Raw genomic sequence first — 26,155 nt, forward strand, 5'->3', positions numbered from 1 at the left:
TAGTCCAGGAAGGGGTACAGCGTTCATGAACTACCGAGGAAAAAATTTACGTTCCACTTGGTCGACGAAGTCGGCGTAGAAAGTCAATCCCAGCTGTGCCAAGTTCAAAGGGTTCAAGTCATGAACAACATTACCCATGTGGCTCGTCGGAGGGTTGTACCAATGTCCACAGGTCTGAACGGGGACGGCTATAGGCTGTGGTGGTACCACGGTTTGCTGTACGGGGGTGCCGCGATACTCGACTAATCCTTTCTGAGCGTCTAGTTCCATGTATTCAATGTAACCGCCGCCTCCGCCAACAAAATCAATTGAGGTATAACCGGGCTGGAGTTCAGCTAAATCCTGAATTGTGTGATTGTCAGCGTCTCGAGCGTGCTTCAAATAACGCAGCAACATGTCTTTCTTGCGGAGCGCCTGGAATCGTCCTTGCCAGGGTTGGAATTGGGCCCTGTGAGGCTCACAAATTCTTTCCGTCTTTGTCCAAGCTTTCTCAAGGCAAGTCAAAAAAGCGCGCCATCCTGCCTCAAATTCCTCAAAGGATGTGGCTGATGCCATGTCCTCAATGGACCGTGACGCGGCGGATAACTCAGACTTTGCTTGACGGAGTGGGTCGATAGCCATTTCTTGTGAACTTCCATTTGAGAACAGACGCTGCGCTGTGATTTGGAAGAAAGCATATAAAGCTTCAAACAGGCAAGAGTCCGGGTGAGGGACTGGATGCCGAGCTATGCTTGGATCAAGTTTCTAACGGCCGGAGAGCGTGCTTATGGCGTATGTGACTTTCTATGATCGACAAGGCCGGGCGGTGGCCTGGTTCGATGACGAGCAGGAGAATCCTGCCATTTATCTTTATAGCGGTAGGCCGGTGGCCTGGATCTCTGATGAGTCCATTTATGCTTATTCGGGAGCCCATCTCGGCTGGTTCATTGACGGTTGGATTCGAGATTCGCATGGTCATGCCGTGTTCTTCACTCCAGATTGCGGCGGTGGCCCCGCGCGGCCCGCGCGGCATGCCCGTCCGGCTAGGGGGGCGCGTCAAGCGCGACCTGCACGGGGGGCTCGTCATGCTCGCCCCGCCAGGCCAGCTCGAACGACAATGTGGTCTCCGCTGAGCGGTGACGTTTTCTTCTTATAACGTGGCTATAGGGCATTTTTAGGGCAGGTCGAGGGCCGCAATAGGCCGAGAACGCAACGACAAAACCCCCGACTTTGTTGGCCTATAGCGGCCAGCAGGATCATATGAAGGGTTCGAATCCCTGTCCCCACATAAGCTTCGAAAAGGTAGCTCAGGGGGCTGTAAACGACCGAAAGCCGATGCTCCCTCAACCGTTCAAAACGTGCCCACTTATGGCTTTTTTCGCCGCTGATTGGATCCGTAGTGCCGCGTAGAAAACACCTACACTGGACACGTTATCTCCGCCTGTTTCGGAATTCGAACCCGATAAAGGAGCTATGCGTGTCCAGAGAATGGGGAAGGCTTTCGCTGGTGATGGGATGGGCGGTTGTTGTTGAGGACGACCCAGAAGTTCGCAAGTTGATCGTCGATATCTTGAACGAGATCGGTCAGCTTTCCTTAGACTTTGGCTCTGCCGATGACGCTTTGACCTACCTACGGAGCATGCCGGACGGTTGCCCACTGGTGATCGTGGATCAAGTTTTGCCAGGTCAACTCCAAGGTGCGGAATTCATAAGGATGGTTAAGGCGAAATGGCCCGCTACCGCTACGATTCTCACCTCCGGCTACGCGCTGGATGCTTCAATAGTGCCCTACTCAACTACGTACCTGGCCAAGCCCTGGTCTAGTGATGATCTGGTGATGGCTGTAGTAAACCTACTTCAGCCTGATCGCCCCCTCAAAAAATACTAAACAACGAAATGCCCGCTGAACGATTAAGCCAATCTGTTGTGTCGACCGGTTGAAGCCATAGCCGATTTGCAGCTCTTGGCTATAGGAAGCTAGCGACCCGTTCCGTGCGTTCAAAATTGTTAAACCTAGCCATAAACGATCCCTCGGAGCTGAGCAGAATCAGGTTCTGTTAACTTTTTCCATCGAATCAAAGAAAATCTAGGAAAGCCTCGGAAAGCCACCAAGCGAGGCTGTAGGTGTAAATAAAGAAGACAACCGTTAGCATCAAAGGGTGATTCCGCATGACGCATCTCCCATACCGTTGTTTTTATTTTAGTGTTTTCAAATGGGGGTTGTGAGGTTCATGAACCTCGTATGAACAAATAAAGCAAGAATCAAGCCGTTTGAATGAAAGATGCTTGGCTGCAAGCCTTGAGTCTGTAGCACTACGTTCAAGGCTACTTCCTTCAGACGAACCCCCCCCCAAACAATGAGATTCCCCACATGTGGGGGGCATTCATCCGGATGCTATCCAGCGGGATTGGAGACCTAACGCTTTGCCTTTAGGGGGCACGGCAGTAGTAGGTAGAAAGGAAAACCCAGGGACGATTCTGCAGGCGGACAGTGATAAAAGTGGCCGTTTTTGGCCGCTTTCTGCCTGTCGGGAGAGGCGGAAAACGATCCAAAGTTGTCAGTGGTGGACGGTAATACCGGCCAGCTGATGGTCATCACTGCCAGAATCTGTTGGCATCAAAGTCCAGTTTTGCGGCTTTGAGCTCACCTACCAGTTTGGCTTTCCAGCCATCCGCAGGATCCATGTCGGTATAGATGACGCCGTACAGGTCTGAAGGGATTTCCACATGACCTTTGCGCAACAGGCAAACACGGCCTCGGCCGAGTTTTGCAGAAAAGTAGCCCAGCTCAAAAACCACGTTCTGCCGCGCTCGAGCGTCCGGGGTCTCAGCCTTCACCGAAGCACCTACATCGTCAGGCGTCAGCAACACCACTGCAAAACCAATATCGTCTGCAGTTTCCTCAAATTTCTCGATAATGGTGCGGCCCTGATCAGGCTGCTCTCTGAGAATAATGGCTTCCAATCCAAGCTTTTCGAGGAAGCGCGCAAGACCCTGGAGTGCAGCCTCATCATGGCCATGCACGACAAAAACCCGATTGGATGGCACTGCCGCCGCTTTCTCGGCTAATGAACCCATTTCAATCGAATGCAGATGATCGACAAGGTCTTCTTCCAGGGCAGCTTTCGCGCGTTTAAGGAGTGCGATTGCAATACCGATATTTCGCCGGGTAGGCGTGTTGTAGTCTACTGGATGGCGCCGAACCGCCCCCCTGGTGTATCTAAGACTCGCCGCCCGCTCATAAAGGATGTAGGTCCTCGGCTTCTCTCCAAAACATCTGTTGAGGGTGTCCTTGATCGCGGCTTCCAACGCTTCTAGCTCAGGGCTTCTTCCGTCAATCAAAGCATCGACATCAAATGCTTCAAGCTCCGTAACCCGCGCATCGAGACGTTCGATGTTTTTTTGAATAGCGGCTGGAGGGAAGGTAGGTTGAGCCATCGGGTGAGTCCTTTCCTATGTGTGATAAAGGTAAGCGAGAGCTAGGTAAAGAATTGCTGCTCTCTAAAAATCCATGGGGCAAAAATGGGGCAAATCATACGCCAATCAATGCCATTTAATGCCAAGCGAACAATAATCTCGTTATGTCAAAAAAGCCCTACAGCCCTTTATTTGCGGGGTTGTGGGGCTTTTTTACGGTAGTACTCCAACACAATCGGGGTGTGGGAGGACAGGTCGGAGACGGCTTTATTCATCGGATTGTCAGGAAGCTCGTTGAAAGAGGTGGGGCAAAAGCGGGGCAATGGCCGGGCTTTTCCGCGATGGGCGCAAGGTTACCATGGGCGGTCTACCCGACGCAGGCATCGCGGCCGGGTGACAGCTTTCGGCATGCAAAAATCAATTTATGCATGGGTTATGCAAATCGGCATTTGTCTTCTTCGAAAAGAACAAGCACTATGCACGTTATGCAAAAACGCAACGTATCGACCGTATTAAGAGCATTGCTCGATCACCACGGGATCTCCCCCACGGAGCTTCACCGTCGTACCGGCGTGCCTCAATCCACGCTCTCGCGCATTCTCAGCGGGAAGATCGTCGATCCTTCGGATAAACATATTTCGAAGATCGCCGAGTACTTCTCCTTGAGTACCGACCAGTTGCGTGGCCGCGTGGACGTCGCGCCTGCCGCTAATGCCGGGCGCGCTCCCGTGCATTCGGAACTCAAGGATATAAGTCTGTGGGACGACGATACCCCTGTCGATGACGACGAGGTGTCGGTCCCCTTTCTTCGCGAGGTTGAATTGGCCGCGGGATCAGGAAGATTCGTCATCGAAGAAAGCGAGCGCTCTAGCCTGCGCTTTGGCAAGCGAAGCCTGCGCCATAACGGTGTGCAGTTCGACCAGGCCAAATGCGTGACAGTGCGGGGCAACAGCATGTTGCCGGTATTGCGCGACGGCGCCACGGTCGGGGTCAATGCCGGCAAGTGCGGCATCGGCGATATCGTTGACGGCGACCTTTATGCAATCAATCACAACGGCCAATTGCGGGTGAAGCAGTTGTATCGGCTGCCGTCCGGGATTCGCTTGCGTAGCTTCAATCGTGACGAGCATCCGGACGAGGATTACACCTTTCAGGAAGTCCAGGAGGAGCCGATTGTTATCCTTGGGCATGTCTTTTGGTGGGGCATGTACGCCCGCTAACACCCCAGCGTTCAGATAAAAGCCCGCTTCCGGAGCGGGTTTTTTTCGCGAGCTGAAAACATTGGATCATTTTTTAATGCGTTAATGCATTGACTGTATATGCATTAATGCATAATCTGCTTGCCTATCTAGTCAAGAGCGCGGTGTGAGCGTTCACTCAAGGAGGCATGAAATGACCGCTGAGCAATATGCGTTGCTGGACATGCCTCTGTGGCTGGTCATCAGCCTGCCAATACTCGGTGGCGTTACCGGTGAAATGTGGCGTGCCGATAAAGAGGGCGTTCGTGGCTGGTCCCTTGTCCGGCGCCTGAGCCTGCGGTCTGGCTCCAGCATGATCTGCGGCGCTTCGGTCATCATGTTGTTGCACGCTGCCAATGTTTCCATTTGGGCTGCTTGTGCGGGTGGTTGTTTAGCGGCGATGGCCGGGACAGACGTCGTTCTAGGGTTGTATGAGCGTTGGGTGGCCAAGCGTATGGGGGTCGGTCATGCCCCGTCCGGTGACGTCGAAGATTGATTCCCCGACAGGCCTTTTCCAGAGCCTTTGGTTCTTTACATTTTGATCGGTCCTGTCGCTTGCAAGTGCGGTCTGCTCGTGTACGGTTAACCTCATCCCGCCCGATCAGGAGATGACCGTGAACGAAATCACCCAGCTCGCCGCCGAACTCGGCAGACGCCTGCAGGTTCTCAATGCCCACGTCACCACGGCGGAGTCCTGCACCGGCGGAGGCATCGCCGAGGCAATCACCCGTATCCCCGGGAGTTCGGCCTGGTTCGAGGCCGGTTATGTCACCTACTCCAACCGGCAGAAAACCCTGCAACTGGATGTCCCGGTGGAGTTGTTCACCACCGTGGGCGCGGTCAGCCGCGAGGTGGTCGAGGCCATGGTGCGGGGGGCGCAGAAGAAAAATAGCGCGTATTTCTCCGTGGCGGTCAGTGGCATCGCCGGTCCGGATGGTGGAACGGCGAACAAGCCGGTTGGCACGGTCTGGCTGGCCTGGGGCGTTGGAGACCAGGTGTTCTGTGAGCGGCAGCACTTCCCGGGTAATCGCGACGACGTCCGCCGACAAACGGTGAAGGCCGCGCTAGAGGGGCTGCTGCGGTATGCCGCGGCAGAAATCTCAAATCAGGGGTAGGCGATCCGGAATCGCTGTGGAATAATACTGGCTACTTATACAGGTGTTGGCCGTCAGGCCTTATTGATTACGTGAGGACTTTAATGGACGACAACAAGAAGAAAGCCTTGGCTGCGGCCCTGGGTCAGATCGAACGTCAATTCGGCAAGGGTGCCGTAATGCGTATGGGCGATCAGGACCGTCAGGCGATCCCGGCCATCTCCACTGGCTCTCTGGGTCTGGACATCGCTCTCGGCATCGGCGGCCTGCCAAAAGGCCGTATTGTTGAAATCTACGGTCCTGAATCTTCCGGTAAAACCACGCTGACCTTGTCCGTGATCGCCCAGGCTCAAAAAGCCGGCGCGACCTGCGCATTCGTCGACGCCGAACACGCCCTCGACCCTGAATACGCCGGCAAGCTGGGCGTCAACGTCGACGACCTGCTGGTTTCCCAGCCGGACACTGGCGAGCAGGCCCTGGAAATCACCGACATGCTGGTGCGTTCCAACGCGGTTGACGTGATCATCGTCGACTCCGTGGCCGCCCTGGTGCCAAAGGCTGAAATCGAAGGCGAAATGGGTGACATGCACGTGGGCCTGCAAGCCCGTTTGATGTCCCAGGCGCTGCGTAAAATCACCGGTAACATCAAGAACGCCAACTGCCTGGTGATTTTCATCAACCAGATCCGTATGAAAATCGGCGTGATGTTCGGTAGCCCGGAAACCACCACCGGTGGTAACGCACTGAAGTTCTACGCATCGGTTCGTCTGGACATCCGTCGTACGGGCGCGGTGAAAGAAGGTGATGAGGTCGTCGGTAGCGAAACCCGCGTCAAGGTTGTGAAGAACAAGGTCGCTTCGCCGTTCCGTCAGGCCGAGTTCCAGATTCTTTACGGCAAGGGCATCTACCTCAACGGTGAGATGATCGACCTGGGTGTTCTGCACGGTTTCGTCGAGAAGTCCGGTGCCTGGTATGCCTATGAAGGTACCAAGATCGGTCAGGGCAAGGCCAACTCGGCCAAGTTCCTGGCAGACAACCCGGAAGTCGCGGCAAAGCTGGAGAAACAACTGCGTGACAAGCTGCTGTCCCCTTCGTCGGTAGCAGACGCCAAAGCTTCTGCGGTCAAAGAGACCGAAGACGACCTGGCTGACGCTGATATCTGATCGAAGCAATGACCGCCGTACTCGATACACTCGTCGCGGTGCGGCGAACCGCAATGGACCTGCTCGCCCGACGCGAGCACGGTCGTGTCGAGCTGACGCGTAAACTGCGTCAGCGCGGCGCCATTCCTGAAATGATCGAAACAGCACTCGACCGGTTGACGGAAGAGGGGTTGTTGTCCGAAACCCGTTATCTCGAAAGTTTCGTTTCCTACCGCGCCCGTTCCGGTTATGGCCCTTTACGCATTCGTGAAGAGTTGGGCCAGCGTGGCCTGCAGCGCACCGATATTGAACTCGCCCTGCGTGAGAGTGGTATCGACTGGCAGGAGCAACTGGTCGACACCTGGCGGCGCAAGTTCTCCGGGCAATTGCCGGCAGACGCCCGGGAGCGAGCCAAACAAGGCAGGTTCCTGGCGTATCGGGGATACTCCATGGAAATGATCAACCGCCTGTTCAGCGGTCGAGGGATGGACGATTGAACTGAAACGGCCCGCTATTTCGATAGCGGGCCGTTTTTTTATGCCTCACGAAACCTTCGACGGCGCCCGGGTGCGTTGTTGTACCTGGGGTTTTGATTGTGTCCAGTTTTCCGGCAGGTTGATGTAGTCCACAAGCTCGCGCAGGCGGCCATGATTGCGGGCGTTGAAGTTGAAGACCAGCCGCGCCAGATGGCTGAATTCGGCTTCGTTGTGTTCCTCGGCGCTGTAAGTGTGCTGATGGAAATGATCACTCAGGCACAGGTCGGCGAAAGCCTCCTGCATGTGTTCGAGTGCGTGGTCGCTGAGTGTGTGATTCATGCGAATCAGGAACTGATGCTTGAGCCAGCGACTGGAGTGGAAATTGCTGTAGAACTGGTTGATATGCTCTACCGCGTCTTCGACGTTGTAGACCAGTTTCACCAGCTTCATGTCAGTGGGCAGGATGTAGTGGTTTTCCTCCAGTTGCTGGTGGATGAAGTCCAGAGCGCCCTGCCAGAATTTGCCGCCCGGCGAGTCGAGCAGTACCACGGGCACCAATGGACTCTTGCCGGTCTGGATCAACGTCAACACTTCCAGCGCCTCATCCAGTGTACCGAAGCCACCCGGGCACAGCACCAGGGCATCGGCCTCCTTGACGAAGAACAGCTTGCGGGTGAAGAAAAAGTGGAAGGGCAGCAGGTTGGTCGTGCCGTCGACAGTGGGGTTGGCATGCTGCTCGAAGGGCAGGGTGATGTTGAAGCCCAGGCTGTGTGTCAGGCCGGCGCCCTCATGGGCGGCGGCCATGATGCCGCCACCGGCGCCGGTAATGACCATCATGTCCGAGCGCACCAGCGCAGCACCGAGCTCCCGGGCCATGTTGTAGAGCGGATGTTCCATGGGCGTGCGGGCCGAGCCAAACACTGTGACTTTGCGCCGTCCCTTGAATTGTTCGAGCACGCGGAAAGCCTGTTCCAGTTCGCGCAGGGCTTGCAGGGTGATTTTGGCATTCCAGCGATTGTGATCTTCCTGGGCCATGCGCAGCACGGTCAGGATCATGTCGCGGTAAATCGGGACGTTCGGGCTGTTGGGTGAAATCAGCTTGAGCTGTTCTTCGACCTTGCTGATGAGGTCGTGGCCGCTTTCTTCAAAATGTCGGCTCAGGAGGTCATTCGGTTGGTAAGGCATTCAACTTCTCCTTCTGCACAGAACCCTCGGCCCGACAATGTACGTCGGTGCCACGACACTTCATGTGTCGCCGTCTGCCCAGGCCCATGCCTGGGCGACCTACTTGACCCGAAAGGCATCGGGTCAACCAAACAGGCTCTGTTTTCCCTTGGATGAAAGAAACGTTCGCATAACACGACAAGCGAAGGCCAGCCCCTTTCCAGCCCTGAAAAAGTAAACGTGGATACCCTGAAATCTAGACCTTCATAGTGATTTGCGCTGCCTTGATCATTGCGCCACAAAGTCTTTCCTGGCAACCGCTTATTGACGATTTGCAAGGTGCTTTCACCGCTCGTCTGAACGCGCGTCGCATGTGCTGCACTCTGATTTACTAAGTTACAGGTGTCACACGACAACTTTGCGTCAACGGCAGGGCGCACGGTACAAGCGGTTCAAGGATTTATCACTCAAACATGAGTGAAGTGCAGGGAGGCGGGAAACCATGGCCAGAGTCGTTCTGGAGATCGATACGCAACTGTATCGATTGCTGAAGTCATCAGCCGAGACCCATCATTTGAGTCTCGAAGAGGAGTGCTGCCGGCGTTTGCGCGGTGGCGAACGCCGTTCACATTACTTGCAGGCGCTGCTGGCAGAGCTGCGCGCCGAAGATGAACAACGGCGCGCCAATTCCAGGTGATTACTTTTTCTTCTTGGCCGGTTGCAGGCAATCCGATTCCTGGAAGCTTGCAGAGCCGACCGGGCGGTTGGTCTTCACCTCGGTGAAGTCGTAACGCATGATCGCGCCCTTGGCCATCAGCTTGCGAAACCCTTCGTTCCGGCAGACAGAAGCCCCCAGCTGGAAGTACACGGCTTTCGGGTCTGCACGCATCTTGTCTGCGTGGCTGCTCTGCACGCTCAGGTGGTTGATCAGCTGTTTGCCGTCAACGGTGTAGCCTTGATCGAGAATGTCTTCGTTGATCGCTCGAGGAGTGCCGACGCTGCTCTGGGTGGCGACGTTTTGCAGCATTTTGTTCAGTTCCGTGTCTTTCAAGGACGCAGCCTGGGCATTGAAGGACGACGCCAGCAAAATGGCCGCGGTAGGAACGATAAGGCGCAGCATGAAACTCTCCTGGTTCAGTGATGCGGGGTTGGACCCGTCACGTGGCTGTGCGTTCAGTGGCGGCGAATTATAGGGGAGGCGGGCTGGACGGTACAGGCTTGCGCCGGGCGGTCTGGTAAACTGCTGGCACTTTTTGCCCTGTCGAGTGTTTTTCGTGTCGATTTCCCTTCTCTGTGGGCGTTGCCCGCTATGAGTCATACCCCCGCGCGCTTTGCCTTGAATGCCGTAGCCCGCTTGCGCGATCAGCGTGAGGAGGAGGGCATCAAGCCGATTCAGGCCCGCGGTTGGCGCGCGACGCGCTGCCGTGACTGCCGGGTGATCGAGAGCCACTGCCTGTGCGCATGGCGCCCGCAGGTCGCTACCCGCTCCGGCGTGTGCCTGATCATGACCAATAAGGAAGTGTTCAAACCGAGCAACACCGGTTGGCTGATCGCCGACGTGGTGCCTGACAACCATGCCTTCATCTGGTCCCGTACCGAGATCGATCCGAAGTTGCTGGCGCTGTTGTCCGACCCGCAATGGCAGCCTTACCTGGTGTTTCCGGGTGAGTACGTCGAACCTGAGCGCGTGACAAACAGCGTGGACGTCGATGGTACGAAGCGCCCGCTGTTCATTCTGTTGGATGCGACCTGGACCGAAGCGCGAAAAATCTTTCGCAAGAGCCCCTATTTCGACCGACTGCCGATCCTCAGCCTGTTGCCAGAGAAACTCTCCCGCTACCGGTTGCGCCGCTCGACCCGCAGCGAGCATCTGTGCACGGCGGAAGTGGCGGCGCTGTGCCTCGACCTTGCAGGCGATGTCGCCGCGGCATCGGCGCTGGACGCCTATTTCGATGTGTTCAGCCAGCATTACCTCGACGCCAAACACCAGTTGGACATGAATGTTTCGACCCCGGCGCACGCCGAGTTGATGCCCTATGTCCGGTCGGTCGCCCCATTGATGGACTGATTGTCGCGCATGCTGCAATAAAGTGTACCGGCCATGCTGCTTGACCACCCCGGCTTCGCTGGGCATGCTTGGCGCCGATTAGGGTGCGGCCGGAATTTTCGACGCCGTTTTTTGCGTTGAGCGCGCCTTGTCAGTGCAGCTCCGTGGCTGTGTCTTGACTTGCTTTGGTGAGGTCCGAATGCATCGGGCGTCCCATGAAAAACAGGATCATTTGAAAAATGGCCACATACGAAATCCTGATTGCCGATGACCACCCACTTTTTCGTAGTGCCTTGCATCAAGCGCTGACCCTGGGCCTTGGCCCGGATGTCCGTCTGGTGGAGGTGGCGAGCATCGCCGAACTGGAAGTCCGCCTGACGGAAAAGTCCGACTGGGATCTGGTCCTGCTGGACCTGAATATGCCGGGGGCCTACGGTTTTTCCGGGCTGGTCCTGCTGCGCGGCCAATACCCGCAGATTCCGGTGGTCATGGTCTCGGCCCAGGAAGAGCCGACCATCATGGTCAAGTCTCGTGAATTCGGCGCCAGTGGCTTCATTCCCAAATCCAGCGACTTGAGTGTGATCCAGAAAGCCGTGCGTGCGGTTCTCGATGGCGACGTGTTCTGGCCGCCGCAGGCGTTCGAAGCGGTCAGCGTTTCGGATGAGGCCAAGGCGGCCAGCGAAGGTCTTGCCAGTCTGACTCCGCAGCAATTCCGCGTGCTGACCATGGTCTGCGAAGGCTTGCTGAACAAGCAGATCGCCTACGAGCTGAGTGTTTCCGAGGCCACTATCAAGGCGCACGTGACCGCGATTTTCCGTAAACTGAATGTGCGGACCCGGACCCAGGCCGCGCTGCTCCTGCAACAACTTGAGTCAATTTCCAGTCATTAAAGGCTGGCAAATTCACGCTTTTTTGACTTTGGTTGAACTAGCTTTCCCACTTCTTTTTTTGCCAGTTGCCCACTCTATGTCACCTTTCAAAGGCCAGACCGGCCTGAAACGAATTCTCAACGCCTCCGGTTATTCGCTGGACGGCCTGCGCGCAGCCTTCACCGGTGAAGCCGCCTTTCGGCAATTGGTATTGCTCAACGTCATCCTGATTCCCTTGTCGTTCTTCCTGAATGTCAGCCGGGTCGAGCGGGCGTTGTTGATTGCGGTATGCCTGTTGGCGTTGATCGTCGAGTTGCTCAACTCGGCGGTGGAAGCTGCCATCGACCGCATTTCCCTTGAGCGGCACCCGCTGTCCAAGAATGCCAAGGACATGGGCAGTGCCGCCCAGGCCGTGGCATTGAGCATGATTGCCCTGGTGTGGGCGGTGATTCTGCTCTAGGCGATCGTCGGCAGCACGATCTCGTCGCTGCGCTGTACCCCGGCGGTGAAGGCGCGGCACAGATCGAGGAACTCGCGCATCGCCGAGGTCTGATATTTCTGTTTATGCCAGATGAAATAAAACTGTCGCGCCAGATCCAGATCCGGCGTCTCGACAGGCACCAGGCTGCCGCGGCGGAATGCGTCGCGCAAAGCCAGCCTGGAAATGCAGCCAATCCCCAAACCTGATTCCACTGCGCGTTTGATCGCTTCGGTGTGCTCAAGCTCGAGGCGGATGTTTAACGAAGTGCGGTGATGGCGCATGGCTTGATCGAAGGTCAGCCGCGTGCCCGAGCCCTGTTCGCGCAAGATCCAGGCTTCGTGGCTCAACTCGTCCATGGTGGCCGTGCCACGCTTGGCCAGCGGATGCTGAGGGGCGCAAAACACCACCAGTTCGTCCTCGACCCAGCTTTGCACTTCGATGTCCGGGTGGCTGCAGTCGCCTTCGATTAGACCCAGATCAATTTCATAGTGGGCCACTTGCTGCACGATATTGGCAGTGTTCTGCACATGGAGCTTCACCTGGCTTTCCGGGTGGCGCTGCATGAAGCTGCCGATCAACAATGTGGCCAGATAATTGCCGATGGTCAGGGTCGCGCCCACGGCCAGTGAGCCGAAACCGGACTTGCCGTTGAGCAGGTCTTCGATCTCCTTGGCCTGGTCCAGCAGGGCGACTGCTTGCGGCAACAGTTGTTTACCGAGGGCGTTCAGGCTCAACCGTTTGCCGGCACGGTCGAACAACTGGCAGCTGCACTGGCGCTCCAGTTCGGTGATCGAGGTGCTCGCCGCCGATTGCGAGAGGTTGAGCAGGCCCGCGGCACGGGACACACTTTCCTGCTGGGCGACGGCGACGAATACTTGAAGTTGACGGAGAGTAAATCGCATATCGATATAACCGATAACCCTTATCTTAATAATCCATTTAACAGATATTGTCTCTGCCTTTAGAATGCGATGCAATTGCGCATATCACTGGCGCAGGCAAAATCTCCAGGAGTCCCACGTACATGAGCAACATGAACCACGAGCGTGTCCTCAGTGTTCACCACTGGAACGACACTCTGTTCAGCTTCAAGTGCACCCGTGATCCGGGCCTGCGCTTCGAGAACGGTCAGTTCGTGATGATCGGCCTGCAACAGCCCAACGGCCGGCCGCTTATGCGCGCTTACTCGATTGCCAGCCCGAACTGGGAAGAGCATCTCGAGTTCTTCAGCATCAAGGTGCCTGATGGTCCGCTGACCTCGCAGTTGCAGCACCTGAAGGAAGGCGACGAGATCATCATCAGCAAGAAGCCTACCGGCACGCTGGTACTGGATGACTTGAAGCCTGGCAAACATTTGTACCTGCTCAGCACCGGTACCGGTCTGGCGCCGTTCATGAGCGTCATTCAGGACCCGGAAACCTACGAGCGTTTCGAAAAAGTGATCCTGTGCCACGGCGTGCGTTACGTCAACGAAGTCGCTTACCGCGAGTTCATCACCGAGCACCTGCCGCAGAACGAGTTCTTCGGCGACGCGCTGCGTGACAAGTTGATCTACTACCCGACCGTGACCCGCGAGCCGTTCGAGAACGAAGGTCGCCTGACCGATCTGATGCGCAGCGGCAAGCTGTTCAGCGACATCGGTCTGCCACCAATCAACCCGCAGGACGACCGCGCCATGCTGTGCGGCAGCCCGAGCATGCTCGACGAGACCAGCGAAGTGCTCAACAGCTTCGGCCTGAAGGTTTCGCCGCGGATGCGCGAGCCGGGTGATTACCTGATCGAGCGTGCGTTCGTCGAGAAGTAAGAAGCGCGCAACACTGAAAAGCCCGCGTTGCCTCAAGGCAATGCGGGCTTTTTGCTTTCCTGTAGGAGCTGCCGAAGGCTGCGATCTTTTGATCTGACATCAAAGTCAAAAGATCGCAGCCTGCGGCAGCTCCTACGTGTTGGCTGCCGGAATGACTTCCAGGACGCGGATCAATTCCGGTGTCGGATAGTGCCAACGCACATCGACATCCCAGAACTGCGCGCCGTATTCCCGCTCCGGTGCAGGCGTTTGATAGGCCGGGCGCGGATCTTGCGCCAGGCATTGCTCGATCAACGCGACCAAAGGCTCTGCAAGGCGCTGGGCATGCTCGTGAGCCTGTTGTAGCGCTGTGTCCGTCCACTGCACGGGAATCAATTGCGGCGCAGCGCTGGCGATGCTGTTGGCGGCGGTGTCGATGATGTCGGCGTAGGGCACGTAGGGTTTGATATCGAGAATCGGCGTGCCGTCCAGCAGATCGATGCCCGAGATCCACAACCGGCCGGCTTCGACCTTGTCCAGTTTCACCACCGACTGCCCGATGCCATTGGGGCGGTGGGTGGCGCGGGTGGCGAACACGCCCATGGACTTGTTACCTCCGAGGCGAGGAGGGCGGACCTTCAAGCGAGGCTTTTCCTCCAGGGCCTGGTGGAACAGGAACAGCAGCCACACATGGCTGACCTGCTCCAGGCCCTGCACCGCGTCCCCTTGATCGAAGGGTGCCACCAGTTCCAGCACCCCACGGGCGGCCGGGGCCAGTTGGGGTTGGCGCGGAATGGCGAACTTCTCCTTGAAGCAGGAGCGTACGAAGCCGATGGGGGAAACGCTGTAGGTCATGGTTTGGGGTCGAGGCGGAATCAGGTAGGGCATGATGCCGCAAAGATCAAAAGATCGCAGCCTTCGGCAGCTCCTACAGATGAATTCGTTCGGCGTAGGAGCTGCCGCAGGCTGCGATCTTTTAAAGGCTGAACCCGCCATCCAGCGGAATGATATTCCCGGTCATGTAGGCCCCTGCGGTACTTGCCAGACTGATCGCCAGCGCCGCCATCTCTTCCTCGCGGCCCCAACGCTTCATTGGAATCAGCGCCGTATCCTGCGCCAGCGCCTGTTCATCATTGCCGATGTGCTGGGTCATCTTGCTCGGAAAACGCCCCGGCGCGATCACGTTGACGTTGATGTGTTGGCTGACCAGCTCCCGCGCCAGAATCCTCGACAGTTGATGCAACGCAGCCTTGCTCGGTCCGTAGGCATACGCCTGCTCGCCGAAGGATGAAATCCCCGCCACCGACCCGATGTTGATGATCCGCGCCGGATTCGCTTCGGAACCGGCCTTGCGCAGCAGGGGCAGGAACTGCTGGATGCAGTTGAACACCGAGGTCACGTTGAGCTGCATGACTTTTTCCCAGCCCTTGATCGGGTAGCTCTCAAGCGGTGCGCCCCAGGTGGTGCCGGCATTGTTCACCAGGATGTCCAGATGAGTGATCTGCTCGCCAAGGCGCGTGGCCAGTTGCAGGACGCCCTCTTCGGTGGCGAGGTTCGCCGCGATGGCGCGACAGCGGCCAAGTGCTCCGAGTTCGTCAGCGGTTTGCAGGCAGGCTTCAACGTCGCGGGCACAGACGTACACGGTGGCGCCAGCCTCGACGTAGGCCTTGGCGATCATCTTGCCGATACCACGGGTGCCGCCGGTCACCAGGGCGGTGCGGCCTTGCAGGGAAAAGTAGGGATGCATGGCGAATCCTGAGAGCAGAGGTCTTTACACCCTAGTCGTCAGCCGCCAGAAGCGGAGCCACTATTTTTGCGCGGAATGGGGGGCCATATGGCCCGGCCTTGAACTGCATGCATGTCGTTCAAGGCCAGCGGGCGTTTATTGCGGGCGAACGCGCAAGGTCAGGCCCTTGAGGAAGTTGCGCAGCAGCTGGTCGCCGCACGGGCGATAGTTGGTGTGGCCGAACTTGCGAAACAGTGCGCTCAGCTCAGGCTTGGACACCGGGAACTCGGCGGCCTTGAGGATCGCGTGCATGTCGTCTTCTTTGAGCTCGAACGCCACCCGCAGCTTTTTCAGGATGATGTTGTTGGTCACCGGTACTTCGATCGGCTGCGGCGGACGGCTTTCGTCCTTGCCGCGCTTGAAGACCACCAGGCCGTCGAGGAAGTGCGCCATGACTTCGTCCGGGCAGCGTACGAAGCCTTCCTCGTCTTCCTCTTTCTTGTCGAGGTAGGTCAGCAGGTCCGGCAGGGTCACGTCCAGGCCGCCGAGCTTGATGATCTCGATGACTTTCTTGTCGCTGATGTCGAGCATGTAGCGCACGCTGCGCAGTACGTCGTTATGAATCATGTGTGCAGTCCTGATATTCAGCTGTGGGCGTCGCGGCCAGGCGCGGCGCCGAAATGTGTGGCGGCGAGAAAAGCCTTAGAACTTCTCTTTGCCGGACAGGTAGCGCCATTGCCCCATCGGCACTTTGCCGATGGACACGCCGCCGATGCGGATGCGACGGATACCGACGACCTTTAGGCCGACTGCCTGGCAGAGCAGGGCGATGATCCCCGGTTGCGGGTTCTTCATGGCAAAGCGCAGGCGGTTCTCGTTCTGCCAGCTGGCCTTGACCGCCGGCAACTCCTTGCCCTTGTAGGTCAGGCCGTGGTTCAGGCGGTTCAGGCCGTGGGCCACCATCTCGCCTTCAACCTCGACCACATACTCCTGCTCGATCTTGCTGGAGTCGGCGGTGAGTTTGCGCAGGATTTTCCAGTCCTGGGTGAACACCAGCAAACCGCTGGCGTTGGCCTGCAGGTCGGTGCTGGCGGTCAGGCGCAGGAAGTGCCCGCGCAACGGGCGCTTGCCGTAGCGGTGCTCTTCGCTCAGGGTCTCGGCGCCGAGGGTGGCCATGGCGGTGTCTGCGTCCATGCCGGCGGGCACATTGAGCAGCAGGGTCACCGGTTCCGGAGCGGTGGCCTTGGCTTCTGGATCAAGCTCGACTTTCTGGGTGTCGACCTTGAATTGCGGCTCGTCGATGACCACACCGTCGACGGTGACCCAGCCGCCCTCGATGAACAGCTCAGCCTCCCGACGGGAACAGCCGACGAGTTCGATGAGGCGTTTGGAGAGACGAATCGGGTCAGTCATGTCAGGGCCGTAACAAAAAGGGGGTGGGCATTGTACCTGCCTGGCGCCGGTTAATCCCGGTTCCATTTCAATGCATGTTTTTTTTTGGATTTATGGTGTGTCAGCCATTGCGCGTGAGTTTTTCAGCCTGACGCATACGCATGTGCAGCAGTGGATACGGCTGCCCCATGCCATCGACCTCCGAGCGACCGATGACCTCGAAGCCTTGCTTGAAGTAAAAGCCGAGGGCTTGCGGGTTCTGTTCGTTGACGTCCAGTTCATAGGCGTTCAGGTGTTCCAGGGCATAGCGCAACAATTTCTTGCCCAGGCCCTGGCCGCGGTGGTCGGGGGCGATGAAGAGCATTTCGATCTTGCCGGCCGCGACGCCGGCGAACCCGGTGATGCGCTGGCTCGAATCCTTGGTGCAGATCAGCATCACCGAGTCGAGGTAGCGAGTCAGCACCAGGTTTTTCAACAGTTCGATATAGCTGTCTGGCAGAAAGTCGTGGGTGGCGCGTACCGAGGCCTCCCAGACCCGGGTCAATTCTTCATAGTCGCCGAGTTTCGGCGTGTGGATGACCGAATGCTGACGCATGCCCGTCTGCCTCTTGTGCGGTGGTTGATAGGAATCCTTTCAACCTCAAACAATAGCCGTAAAAAAGCCCCGCATCTCGTCAAGAGAGCGGGGCTTTGCGTATTTTTTGCGTTTAGATCTGCTCAGCCCACAGATCGTATTCGTCGGCGTCGGTCACTTTGCACCAGACCTTGTCGCCCGGCTTGAGGTTGCTGCCGTTGTCGATGAATACGTTGCCGTCGATTTCCGGGGCATCGAAGAAGCAGCGGCCCACCGCGCCTTGCTCGTCGACTTCATCGACCAGCACTTCGATCTCGCGGCCGATGCGCATTTGCAGGCGTGCCGAGCTGATGGCCTGCTGGTGCGCCATGAAGCGCTCCCAACGGTCCTGCTTGACGTCGTCCGGGACGACTTCCAGGTCCAGGTCATTGGCCGGTGCGCCTTCTACCGGCGAGTACTGGAAGCAGCCGACGCGGTCGAGCTGGGCTTCGGTCAGCCAGTTCAGCAGGTACTGGAAGTCTTCTTCGGTCTCGCCCGGGAAGCCGACGATGAAGGTCGAACGGATGATCAGGTCCGGGCAGATTTCGCGCCAGTTCTTGATCCGCGCCAGGGTCTTGTCTTCGAAGGCCGGGCGTTTCATCGACTTCAGCACTTTCGGGCTGGCGTGCTGGAACGGGATGTCCAGGTACGGCAGGATCTTGCCGGCGGCCATCAACGGGATAAGCTCGTCAACGTGCGGGTACGGATAAACGTAGTGCAAACGAACCCAGACGCCGAGGGTGCTCAGGGCTTCGCAGAGTTCGGTCATGCGGGTTTTCACCGGCGCGCCGTTCCAGAAACCGGTGCGGTACTTCACGTCGACGCCGTAGGCGCTGGTGTCCTGGGAGATCACCAACAGCTCTTTGACACCGGACTTGACCAGGCGCTGGGCCTCGTCGAGCACATCACCCACCGGACGGCTGACCAGCTTGCCGCGCATCGACGGGATGATGCAGAAGCTGCAGCTGTGGTTACAGCCTTCGGAAATCTTCAGGTAGGCGTAGTGGCGCGGAGTCAGCTTGATGCCTTGCGGCGGCACCAGGTCGATCAGCGGGTTGTGGTCCTGGCGCGGCGGCACGACTTCGTGCACTGCGTTGACCACTTGCTCGTACTGCTGCGGACCGGTCACGGCCAGCACGCTCGGGTGTACGTTGCGGATATTGCCTTCTTCGACGCCCATGCAGCCGGTCACGATGACCTTGCCGTTTTCCTTGATGGCTTCGCCGATCACTTCCAGGGACTCGGCCTTGGCCGAATCGATGAAGCCGCACGTGTTGACTACCACGACGTCGGCGTCCTGGTAGGTGGACACCACGTCATAGCCTTCCATGCGCAGCTGGGTAAGGATGCGCTCGGAGTCGACCAGTGCTTTGGGGCAACCCAGGGATACGAAGCCAACCTTTGGATTGGCCGGCGCAGGAGTGGTGGACATGTCTAACCTCGGTATTTTGTGACGCCGCTTGCCGGACAGGGCAAAACCGACGGACGGGCGCTTGAACTGCGCCTCTGATCAAAAAGTGCGCAATTCTAGCGATGAGTCGTTCACTTGACCAGCTTTATGCAGGGAAATACGACGAGTGCTGCGCTATGCTTCGCGCCGTTACGCTTTACTGATTTTTTACTGTCAACAAAACGTCTGTAACGTGAAGTAAAACAGCGCATGCTGCACGACAAAGCATAGTGCTTCTTTCAAAGAAGCCCGGGTCTGAGAAGTAGGAGTGGTGGATGGGTCAGGCAAGTAGTCAGGCTGCAGGTGCCGAGCATTCGGCGGTGAAGCCGATCGGCATGCTGGTCGCGGCAGTCGGGGTGGTTTATGGCGATATCGGCACCAGTCCGTTGTACACCCTCAAGGAAGTGTTTTCCGGCGGCTATGGCGTGCCGGTCAACCATGACGGGGTGCTGGGGATTCTGGCACTCATTTTCTGGTCGCTGATCTGGGTCGTGTCGATCAAGTACATGATGTTTGTACTGCGCGCCGACAACCAGGGCGAAGGCGGGATCATGGCCTTGACCGCACTGGCCCGGCGGGCGGCGGCGGGGCACGCCAAATTGCGCACGTTGCTGGTGGTCTGCGGACTGATCGGCGCGGCGTTGTTCTATGGCGACAGCATGATTACCCCGGCGATTTCCGTGCTGTCGGCGATTGAAGGCCTGGGGCTGGCCTTCGAAGGTATCGACCATTGGGTCGTGCCGCTGTCGGTGGTGGTGCTGGTCGCGCTGTTTCTGATCCAGAGTCATGGTACGGCGCGGATCGGCATTCTGTTCGGGCCGATCATGGTCGCCTGGTTTTTGGTGTTGGGCGCGTTGGGCGTCTACGGCATCCTTCAACACCCGGAAGTATTGCAGGCAATGAATCCGGTGTGGGGCGTGCGCTTCTTCATCGACCACCCGGGCATGGGCGTGACAATTCTCGGCGCTGTAGTACTGGCATTGACCGGTGCCGAAGCGCTGTACGCGGACATGGGCCACTTCGGTCGCAAGCCGATTGCTCGCGCCTGGTTTCTCCTGGTACTGCCGGCGCTGGTGCTCAATTATTTTGGTCAAGGTGCCTTGTTGCTGGGTGACCCGGAAGCGGCCCGCAACCCGTTCTACCTGCTGGCACCCAGCTGGGCATTGATCCCGCTGGTCGGCCTGTCGACCCTGGCCACGGTGATTGCCTCGCAAGCGGTGATTTCCGGTGCGTTCTCCCTGACCCGTCAGGCGATCCAGCTCGGTTACATTCCGCGCATGCACATCCGGCACACCTCCAGTGCAGAACAGGGCCAGATCTACATTGGCGCGGTGAACTGGGCGCTGATGGTCGGCGTGGTGCTGCTGGTGCTGGGCTTCGAATCCTCCGGTGCCCTGGCCTCGGCCTATGGTGTGGCGGTGACCGGGACCATGCTGATGACCACCATCCTGGTGGCGGCAGTGATACTGCTGTTGTGGAAATGGCCACCGCTTCTCGCAGTTCCTTTGCTGCTCGGTTTCCTGCTGGTGGACGGCCTGTACTTTGCCGCCAACGTGCCGAAAATCGTCCAGGGCGGGGCGTTCCCGGTGATCGCCGGTATTGTGCTGTTTGTGTTGATGACTACCTGGAAGCGCGGCAAGCAGTTGCTGGTCGAGCGCATCGATGAGGGTGGATTGCCGCTGCCGATCTTTATCAGCAGCATTGCCGTACAACCGCCCCATCGAGTTCAGGGCACCGCCGTGTTCCTGACAGCGCGGGCGGATGCCGTGCCCCATGCGTTGTTGCACAACCTGCTGCATAACCAGGTGTTGCACGAGCAAGTGGTGTTGCTGACGGTGGTGTACGAAGACATCCCGCGGGTGCCACCGCAACGGCGCTTCGAGGTCGATTCCTACGGCGAAGGTTTCTTCCGCGTAATCCTGCATTTCGGATTCACCGATGAGCCGGACGTACCGCAGGCGCTGAAACTGTGCCACCTCGATGAACTGGATTTCAGCCCGATGCGTACCACCTACTTCCTCAGCCGCGAGACGGTCATTGCCTCCAAGCTCGAAGGCATGGCCCGTTGGCGCGAGGGGTTGTTTGCCTTCATGTTGCAGAACGCCAACGGCAATTTGCGCTTCTTCAATCTGCCGTTGAACCGGGTGATTGAGTTGGGGACGCAGGTGGAGATGTAAGTCCCATCAAAAAGCCCCCGTTGCCATTGCGGCAGCGGGGGCTTTTTTGTGCTCAATGCAATTTCTGAGACCGGTGACGATCCCTTGTGGGAGCGAGCCTGCTCGCGAAGGCGGACTGACATTCAGCATTTAAGGTGACTGAAAGTCTGCTATCGCGAGCAGGCTCGCTCCCACAGGGGATGTGTGGTGCACGCTAGAATGAGAAAGCCCTCGCGACCTTGAAGTAGCGAGGGCTCTTGTTCAGCGGGGCCGGATCATTCCTGAGCGGCCGTTTCCTTCACCTGCCGCTTCTCGATCACATCCACCAGGCGCTTGGCCAGCGCCGGGTAGTTCTCGTCGAAGTGGTGGCCGCCAGGCAGCTTGATGGCTTCGCCCACCGCCGTCTTGTCGGTGCAGCCACTCTCGTCGGTTTCTTCTTCGCCGTAGATGCACACCACCTTGGCAGCTGGCAGCTTGGCCATTTCCGGGCCGGTGGCGGCTTCCTTGCCGGCGTTGCCGAGCCAGCCTTCGACTTCGATCTCGAAGCTGCCGGTACGGGCGAAGGCCAGCAGGATGATTGCGTCGACGCGTTGCTGTTCCGATTCGGCCAGGCGGTTGTAGATCGCCGGCAGTACGTCGGCGCCGAACGAGTAACCGGTCAGGATGAAGCGTTTGGTGCCCCATTTCTGCCGGTAGTGTTGCATCAGTTCAGCCAGGTCCAGCGCGCTTTGCTCCGGGCTCTTGTGCTGCCAGTAGTAGCGCAGGGTGTCGATGCCGACCACCGGGTAGCCGATCTTGGCCATCTCGCCCGCCACGTCGCGGTCGAGGTCGCGCCAGCCGCCGTCACCGGACAGGAACAGGGTCACGGTGTCCCTGGCCTGGCCCGCTGGCACTTCGACCACCGGGATCTGCAGGCCGCCAGCGGCTTTGTCGCCACCGACGAGGATCTTGCGCAGTTCGTTGTTCAGCACTTGCGGCAGGTTGATGTCGTAGTCGCTGATGCTGGTTTCGGCGTTCGGTTGATCACGCACGAAGCCGGCGCTGGTGTCGTCCGGGTTGTCGTTCCACGCCGCCAGCCAGTGGCCATGGGCGGCGCTTTTCGGCAGCAGGTGAGTGCAGCCGCCGGGTTTCTCCAGTGCCAGGTCCACCGACACGGCCTGGGCCTTGTCATTCTTCTGCTCGGACAACCAGCGCCAGGCCAGCACGGCGCCAGGGCCGATGCCGCTGACCAGGGTCGCCGGGCCTTTGAGTTCGCGCAGGCCCGATTGCAGGGCGCGGCTTTGCAACAGGCAATCCTTGGGCAGGATCACCTGGACAATTTGCGCCGCGCCACTGCGGCTCAGGGTCATCAATTGCTTGTCGCTGAGTTTCTGGTCTTCGTTGACCGCCACCAGCACCTGGGCGCGTGGCGTGGTGCCGGGGATGACACGGGTCATCGCCGCACCATCGGCCGGAGTCAGCAATTCGAGGGTCGGTTCCGGTGCCGGGCGTTTCAGGTACCAGAAACCGCCACCGAGAATCAGGGCCACTATCACCAGTGTGCCCAATACATACCGCAAGGAGCGTTGAATCATCAGCGTTTCACCAATCCGGTCAAGCCGCCCGCGATCAGGGCAGCAGTGTCGGCCAGCGCAACCAGCGGATCGAGTCCGGCGGGCACGGCCATATAACGGGGTTCCCAGTCAGGCTGGAACTTGTCTTTGAAGCGGCGCAAGCCCTGGAAGTTGTACAGCTGCTCACCACGGCGGAATACCATCGAGCCCAAGCGCTGGGTAAGTGGTGCGCCACGACGGGGTTGCAGCCCCGACAACGGCACCATGCCCAGGCTGAAACGCGCGTATCCATGGTTTTTATAATGTTGAATCAGGCCGACCATCATGTACTCCATGGTCAGCTTCGGGGCATCCGGGTGCGCGCGCATCAGGTCGAGGCTGGCCAGGTCATGGCCGTAGGTCTCGAGCAGGTTGGCGAACGCCACCGGGCGTCCTTCGAAACGAATCACTGCAATGCGGAAATGCTTGAGGTAGTCATCGCTGAAGCGGCCCAGCGAGAAGCCTTTCTCCCGGACGTTCTTGCCGGTCAGCCAGGCATCGGAAATCACCTTGAGCTCATCCATCGGCGCCTGGCCCGGCTCATGGATTTCCAGGGACAGGCCGTCACGGCTGCCACGGTTCCAGGTGTAGCGCAGGTCCTTCATCTCTTTGCCCTTGGCTTCGAGATCAAAACGCTTGAGGTCGACCCGGGCTTCTTCGCCGAGCTTGATCGCGGTCAGGCCGATGTCCATGTAGTACGGCAGGTTCTCGGCGCGCACTTGATAGAACACGGGACGGGCATGGTGGATGTCGCACAGGTCGCGGAACTGCCAGATCATTTCCGCCCGTTGCTGGCCCGGACCGATCGGGTCATACAACGCCACCAGACTACGGCCGCGACGGGCGTACATCAGGAACGCTTCGTCATTGGGGTGAAACAGCAACGCCTTGTCACCGGTCAGGGCCAGGCCGCCATCCGGTTGGGCCGATGCCATGAGGATCTTGCTGGCGCGCTCCAGTTCGTCGGGCGTCGGCAGGTGAATGACCGGACGCGCGGTGCGCAGCAACCAGGTCAGGGACACCACCACCAGCAGCACGGCAGCCCCGAGCAGCGAACGCAGGCCGCGAGGGGCGTCGGCGTCGAGGGTGAACTGCCACCAGAGTTGGTGGCTGTACGGAACGTCCTGATAGGCGAACAGCAGCAACCAGATCGATGCACCGAGCACGCACAGGCTGGCCACCAGATACAGCGGCGAGAATGGCAGTTCGGTCAGGCGGCTGGGGCGATAGAACGAGCGGCGAAATACCCCGAGCAGGCTCGCCGTCAGCACCATCAGGCTGGCTTCTTCCCAGTCGAAGCCTTTGAGCAGCGAGAGCAGGGCGCCGACCAGCAGCAGAATGGTGGTCAGCATCCATGCGGCCGACAGTCGGCGACGCAGCCCCTGGGCCAGCAACAGGCAAAGCACGCCGACCAGGCTGGCGCCAAAGTGCGAAGCATCGACCAGTCGATGGGGGATCAGAAATCCGATGTGTTCCAGGCGGGTATCGATTTCCGGGGTGGCGCCGGAGAACAGCAGGACAACACCGGACAGGAACACCAGCACCGCCAGTATCGGAGCCGCCAGGCCCGAGGCTGCGCGCAACGTCTGGCGTGTCTGGAACAGGCGCTGACCTTCGTTGATCAGCAACAACAGGCAGGCCACCAACAAGGGCAGGACCACGTAGATCAAGCGATAGAGCAGCAGGGCGGCTGCCAGTGGCGCAGCGCCAAGGGTCTCGGAAAACGCCGCCAGCAAAATCGCCTCGAACACCCCGACACCGCCCGGCACATGGCTGAGCACACCGGCGGCCAGAGCCAGCAGGTAAACCAGAAGGAACGCACCGAAGGGCGGTGCTTCCGGCAGCAGCAGATAGAGCACGGTCGCGGCGGCCGCTACGTCCAGGGCGGTGATGATCAATTGCAGGAACGTCAGGCGACGTCCGGGCAGGCGCAAGGTGCGGCGCCCGACCCTGACCAGCAGGTTGTCCGGGTAAGGCTGCTCCGGCAGCCGACGACGGTAGATACCGATGGCCAGCACCGCAAACAGCACGAGCACGGCGCTCGCCACCACGCCCAGCAACGTCTCGGAGAGCCCCAGGGCGGCGGAGGCGGCTGGCAGGTCGCTGAGCGTCGCCAGGGCGGCCAGCGGTGGTAGGGCGCAACCCAGCGAGAGGCTGGCGAACAACGTCATGCGGGCGACTTCAGCCGCTCCCAGGCCATGACGGGCATAGAGGCGATAGCGGACCGAGCCGCCCGACAACATTGAAAGACCGATGGCGTTGCCGATGGCAAAGGCCGTGAAGCCACCCAGCGCCAACTCGCGCGGTGCCAGGCTCACCCCGGCATAGCGGCTGGCCGACCATTCGTAGCCGAGCAAAATGATGAAACCCACCACGGTGGCGCCCAGTGCGCCCATCAAGGCAGGTTTCGGAACTTCGAGGATCGAGTCGTGCAGCGCGTAAAGGTCGAGTTCGCTCAACAGGTGACGACAGGCAATCAGCGCGATCGCGAACAGCAGCAGGGTGACCGCCAGGCCAATGGGTTGACGGTACTTGCTCAATCGATCAAGCAGGCGCAGGCGCTCGGCATTGATCGGTTGTTCCGCTGTGACAGTGTCTTGTGAATCAGACGAGTTGGCGCGCATCAATCACCTCTTGGATTGTGCGCGACAGGATGGAGGTATCCAGCCAAGTTACCAATCCCTGTAGAAAAAAATAATCACAAATATCAACGCCTATCACCGGGCAACGGAGACGGCGCGTTATCAGTCGTGAAGGCTTCAGCCTGTGATAGAGCATAGTCTGAACCCGGCGCATGGGGGCTCCCCAAACGGCTTGCTACACAGTGACAGGTCATTGTTGCGAAAGGACTTTTTCAACAGATACAAAAAAGGCCACTCTTTCGAGTAGCCTTTTTTGATGTTTGGTTGCGGGAGCCGGATTTGAACCGACGACCTTCGGGTTATGAGCCCGACGAGCTACCAGACTGCTCCATCCCGCGTCTGTGTGGCGGCATTCTATAGAGATACGCCGGTGTGTCAACCGTTAATCCTGAAGCAGGTCAAATAAACGTTGAATCGCGTCAAACGGTCGCAGGGATGGCCTAAGTTTCGGAATCAGAACGATTTCCAGTTTCGGTATCGTTGAGCGTCCAGGCCTTGTTCCGGCATTCGGTACTACAAAACGAGCGCGCACAAAAAAGGCCACTCTTTCGAGTAGCCTTTTTTGATGTTTGGTTGCGGGAGCCGGATTTGAACCGACGACCTTCGGGTTATGAGCCCGACGAGCTACCAGACTGCTCCATCCCGCGTCTGTGTGGCTCATTCTATAGAGATGCGCTCGGGTGTCAACCTCCAATTCCGATAAAACCTCTTCCCGTTCAATCGGTTAGCGATCAAAAGGGGCGATCGACCGGTCTGTGAGGCAGGCAGGACAAGGCCTGCGCGTCTATTGAAAGTAATTTTTCGATTGAAAAAATAAATTCACAATCGACTCTTCCTACGAATGGAAAAGAACATTCAGACTACTGGTGCTATATACAGGTGTCGGTGAGATAC

26 protein-coding genes and 2 tRNA genes are annotated in these 26,155 nt (G+C 58.5%); 13 read left to right on the top strand and 15 right to left on the bottom strand.

What is annotated here, in order from left to right; translation table 11 throughout:
- Positions 1-30: 30 nt before the first annotated feature.
- Positions 31-396, bottom strand: coding sequence for a hypothetical protein (locus tag AC3IP0_RS06090; RefSeq protein WP_489326915.1), 366 nt, complete (start codon positions 394-396; stop codon positions 31-33).
- A 370-nt stretch (positions 397-766) separates the two neighbouring features.
- On the opposite strand from AC3IP0_RS06090, the gene AC3IP0_RS06095 reads away from it, so the two are divergent.
- Complete coding sequence (locus AC3IP0_RS06095) at positions 767-1,135, top strand: 4-fold beta flower protein (protein WP_489326916.1); 369 nt, start codon at positions 767-769, stop codon at positions 1,133-1,135.
- A gap of 321 nt (positions 1,136-1,456) precedes the next feature.
- Positions 1,457-1,867: a response regulator gene (locus tag AC3IP0_RS06100; RefSeq protein WP_489326918.1), complete on the top strand. Its 411-nt coding sequence runs from the start codon at positions 1,457-1,459 to the stop codon at positions 1,865-1,867.
- A gap of 707 nt (positions 1,868-2,574) precedes the next feature.
- Here AC3IP0_RS06100 and AC3IP0_RS06105 read toward each other — a convergent pair.
- Positions 2,575-3,417, bottom strand: coding sequence for a TIR domain-containing protein (locus tag AC3IP0_RS06105; protein WP_489326920.1), 843 nt, complete (start codon positions 3,415-3,417; stop codon positions 2,575-2,577).
- Between the two features lie 455 nt (positions 3,418-3,872).
- Here AC3IP0_RS06105 and AC3IP0_RS06110 point away from each other — a divergent pair, with 455 nt between their 5' ends.
- From AC3IP0_RS06110 to recX, 5 genes are all read left to right on the top strand, one after another.
- On the top strand, positions 3,873-4,616 hold the full coding sequence (locus tag AC3IP0_RS06110; RefSeq protein WP_489318607.1) for a LexA family transcriptional regulator: 744 nt from the start codon (positions 3,873-3,875) through the stop codon (positions 4,614-4,616).
- Positions 4,617-4,788: 172 nt separating this feature from the next.
- Positions 4,789-5,130: a phage holin family protein gene (locus tag AC3IP0_RS06115; RefSeq protein WP_489318608.1), complete on the top strand. Its 342-nt coding sequence runs from the start codon at positions 4,789-4,791 to the stop codon at positions 5,128-5,130.
- Positions 5,131-5,248: 118 nt separating this feature from the next.
- The gene (locus AC3IP0_RS06120) at positions 5,249-5,749 is read left to right on the top strand and encodes a CinA family protein (RefSeq protein WP_056722269.1); all 501 of its coding nucleotides are present in this window, start codon (positions 5,249-5,251) and stop codon (positions 5,747-5,749) included.
- An 83-nt stretch (positions 5,750-5,832) separates the two neighbouring features.
- Complete coding sequence (gene recA / locus AC3IP0_RS06125; RefSeq protein ID WP_046041172.1) at positions 5,833-6,891, top strand: recombinase RecA; 1,059 nt, start codon at positions 5,833-5,835, stop codon at positions 6,889-6,891.
- A gap of 8 nt (positions 6,892-6,899) precedes the next feature.
- The gene (gene recX / locus AC3IP0_RS06130; protein ID WP_489318609.1) at positions 6,900-7,367 is read left to right on the top strand and encodes a recombination regulator RecX; all 468 of its coding nucleotides are present in this window, start codon (positions 6,900-6,902) and stop codon (positions 7,365-7,367) included.
- A gap of 45 nt (positions 7,368-7,412) precedes the next feature.
- Here recX and AC3IP0_RS06135 read toward each other — a convergent pair whose 3' ends face one another.
- Positions 7,413-8,531 (bottom strand): LOG family protein, encoded by a 1,119-nt coding sequence (locus AC3IP0_RS06135; RefSeq protein ID WP_489318610.1) that lies wholly within the window; start codon positions 8,529-8,531, stop codon positions 7,413-7,415.
- 481 nt (positions 8,532-9,012) lie between these two features.
- Between AC3IP0_RS06135 and AC3IP0_RS06140 the strand changes: the two genes are divergently transcribed.
- Positions 9,013-9,207, top strand: a complete 195-nt coding sequence (locus AC3IP0_RS06140) for a hypothetical protein (protein ID WP_057716151.1) — start codon at positions 9,013-9,015, stop codon at positions 9,205-9,207.
- Here the strand turns inward: AC3IP0_RS06140 and AC3IP0_RS06145 are convergent, their stop codons facing one another.
- Positions 9,208-9,630 carry a PA3611 family quorum-sensing-regulated virulence factor gene (locus AC3IP0_RS06145; RefSeq protein ID WP_057716150.1) on the bottom strand — a complete coding sequence of 141 codons (423 nt, stop codon included), beginning with the start codon at positions 9,628-9,630 and terminating at the stop codon, positions 9,208-9,210.
- 189 nt (positions 9,631-9,819) lie between these two features.
- Between AC3IP0_RS06145 and AC3IP0_RS06150 the strand changes: the two genes are divergently transcribed.
- The 3 genes from AC3IP0_RS06150 (at position 9,820) to AC3IP0_RS06160 (ending at position 11,886) form a co-directional block, all read left to right on the top strand.
- Positions 9,820-10,578 carry a tRNA-uridine aminocarboxypropyltransferase gene (locus AC3IP0_RS06150; protein ID WP_489318611.1) on the top strand — a complete coding sequence of 253 codons (759 nt, stop codon included), beginning with the start codon at positions 9,820-9,822 and terminating at the stop codon, positions 10,576-10,578.
- Positions 10,579-10,796: 218 nt separating this feature from the next.
- Positions 10,797-11,447, top strand: a complete 651-nt coding sequence (gene erdR / locus AC3IP0_RS06155) for a response regulator transcription factor ErdR (protein WP_008054094.1) — start codon at positions 10,797-10,799, stop codon at positions 11,445-11,447.
- A gap of 76 nt (positions 11,448-11,523) precedes the next feature.
- Entirely contained in the window at positions 11,524-11,886 is a 363-nt protein-coding gene (locus tag AC3IP0_RS06160) for a diacylglycerol kinase (RefSeq protein ID WP_150754183.1), read from the top strand.
- Here the strand turns inward: AC3IP0_RS06160 and AC3IP0_RS06165 are convergent.
- Positions 11,883-12,809: a LysR family transcriptional regulator gene (locus tag AC3IP0_RS06165; protein WP_046041182.1), complete on the bottom strand. Its 927-nt coding sequence runs from the start codon at positions 12,807-12,809 to the stop codon at positions 11,883-11,885. The two genes, AC3IP0_RS06160 and AC3IP0_RS06165, sit on opposite strands and share 4 nt — an antisense overlap.
- Positions 12,810-12,931: 122 nt before the next feature.
- Between AC3IP0_RS06165 and fpr the strand changes: the two genes are divergently transcribed.
- Positions 12,932-13,711, top strand: a complete 780-nt coding sequence (gene fpr, locus AC3IP0_RS06170) for a ferredoxin-NADP reductase (protein ID WP_008054100.1) — start codon at positions 12,932-12,934, stop codon at positions 13,709-13,711.
- Between the two features lie 132 nt (positions 13,712-13,843).
- Here fpr and tsaA read toward each other — a convergent pair whose 3' ends face one another.
- From tsaA to rimO, 6 genes are all read right to left on the bottom strand, one after another.
- Positions 13,844-14,545 (bottom strand): tRNA (N6-threonylcarbamoyladenosine(37)-N6)-methyltransferase TrmO, encoded by a 702-nt coding sequence (gene tsaA / locus AC3IP0_RS06175; protein ID WP_489318612.1) that lies wholly within the window; start codon positions 14,543-14,545, stop codon positions 13,844-13,846.
- Positions 14,546-14,666: 121 nt separating this feature from the next.
- Positions 14,667-15,437, bottom strand: coding sequence for an SDR family oxidoreductase (locus tag AC3IP0_RS06180; protein WP_008054102.1), 771 nt, complete (start codon positions 15,435-15,437; stop codon positions 14,667-14,669).
- A gap of 135 nt (positions 15,438-15,572) precedes the next feature.
- Complete coding sequence (locus tag AC3IP0_RS06185; protein WP_489318613.1) at positions 15,573-16,043, bottom strand: YehS family protein; 471 nt, start codon at positions 16,041-16,043, stop codon at positions 15,573-15,575.
- A 75-nt stretch (positions 16,044-16,118) separates the two neighbouring features.
- On the bottom strand, positions 16,119-16,829 hold the full coding sequence (locus AC3IP0_RS06190; protein WP_489318614.1) for an rRNA pseudouridine synthase: 711 nt from the start codon (positions 16,827-16,829) through the stop codon (positions 16,119-16,121).
- A gap of 100 nt (positions 16,830-16,929) precedes the next feature.
- Entirely contained in the window at positions 16,930-17,403 is a 474-nt protein-coding gene (locus tag AC3IP0_RS06195) for a GNAT family N-acetyltransferase (RefSeq protein ID WP_489318615.1), read from the bottom strand.
- 112 nt (positions 17,404-17,515) lie between these two features.
- Complete coding sequence (gene rimO, locus AC3IP0_RS06200; protein ID WP_008052161.1) at positions 17,516-18,853, bottom strand: 30S ribosomal protein S12 methylthiotransferase RimO; 1,338 nt, start codon at positions 18,851-18,853, stop codon at positions 17,516-17,518.
- A 293-nt stretch (positions 18,854-19,146) separates the two neighbouring features.
- Between rimO and AC3IP0_RS06205 the strand changes: the two genes are divergently transcribed.
- A complete protein-coding gene (locus AC3IP0_RS06205; protein WP_489318616.1) occupies positions 19,147-21,048 on the top strand; it encodes a potassium transporter Kup in 1,902 nt (633 codons plus the stop codon).
- A gap of 254 nt (positions 21,049-21,302) precedes the next feature.
- Here the strand turns inward: AC3IP0_RS06205 and AC3IP0_RS06210 are convergent, their stop codons facing one another.
- The 4 genes from AC3IP0_RS06210 to AC3IP0_RS06225 all read right to left on the bottom strand — a co-directional run bounded on the left by AC3IP0_RS06210 (position 21,303) and on the right by AC3IP0_RS06225 (position 25,908).
- A complete protein-coding gene (locus tag AC3IP0_RS06210) occupies positions 21,303-22,601 on the bottom strand; it encodes a virulence factor family protein (RefSeq protein WP_489326922.1) in 1,299 nt (432 codons plus the stop codon).
- Positions 22,601-25,243, bottom strand: coding sequence for a bifunctional lysylphosphatidylglycerol flippase/synthetase MprF (gene mprF / locus AC3IP0_RS06215; protein WP_489326923.1), 2,643 nt, complete (start codon positions 25,241-25,243; stop codon positions 22,601-22,603). The genes AC3IP0_RS06210 and mprF overlap by 1 nt, the downstream gene beginning before the upstream one ends.
- 279 nt (positions 25,244-25,522) lie before the next feature.
- A tRNA-Met gene (locus AC3IP0_RS06220) sits at positions 25,523-25,599 on the bottom strand.
- Between the two features lie 232 nt (positions 25,600-25,831).
- Positions 25,832-25,908: transfer RNA gene (locus tag AC3IP0_RS06225), tRNA-Met, on the bottom strand.
- Positions 25,909-26,155: the final 247 nt, after the last annotated feature.

This window comes from Pseudomonas sp. GL_103 (assembly GCF_057835175.1).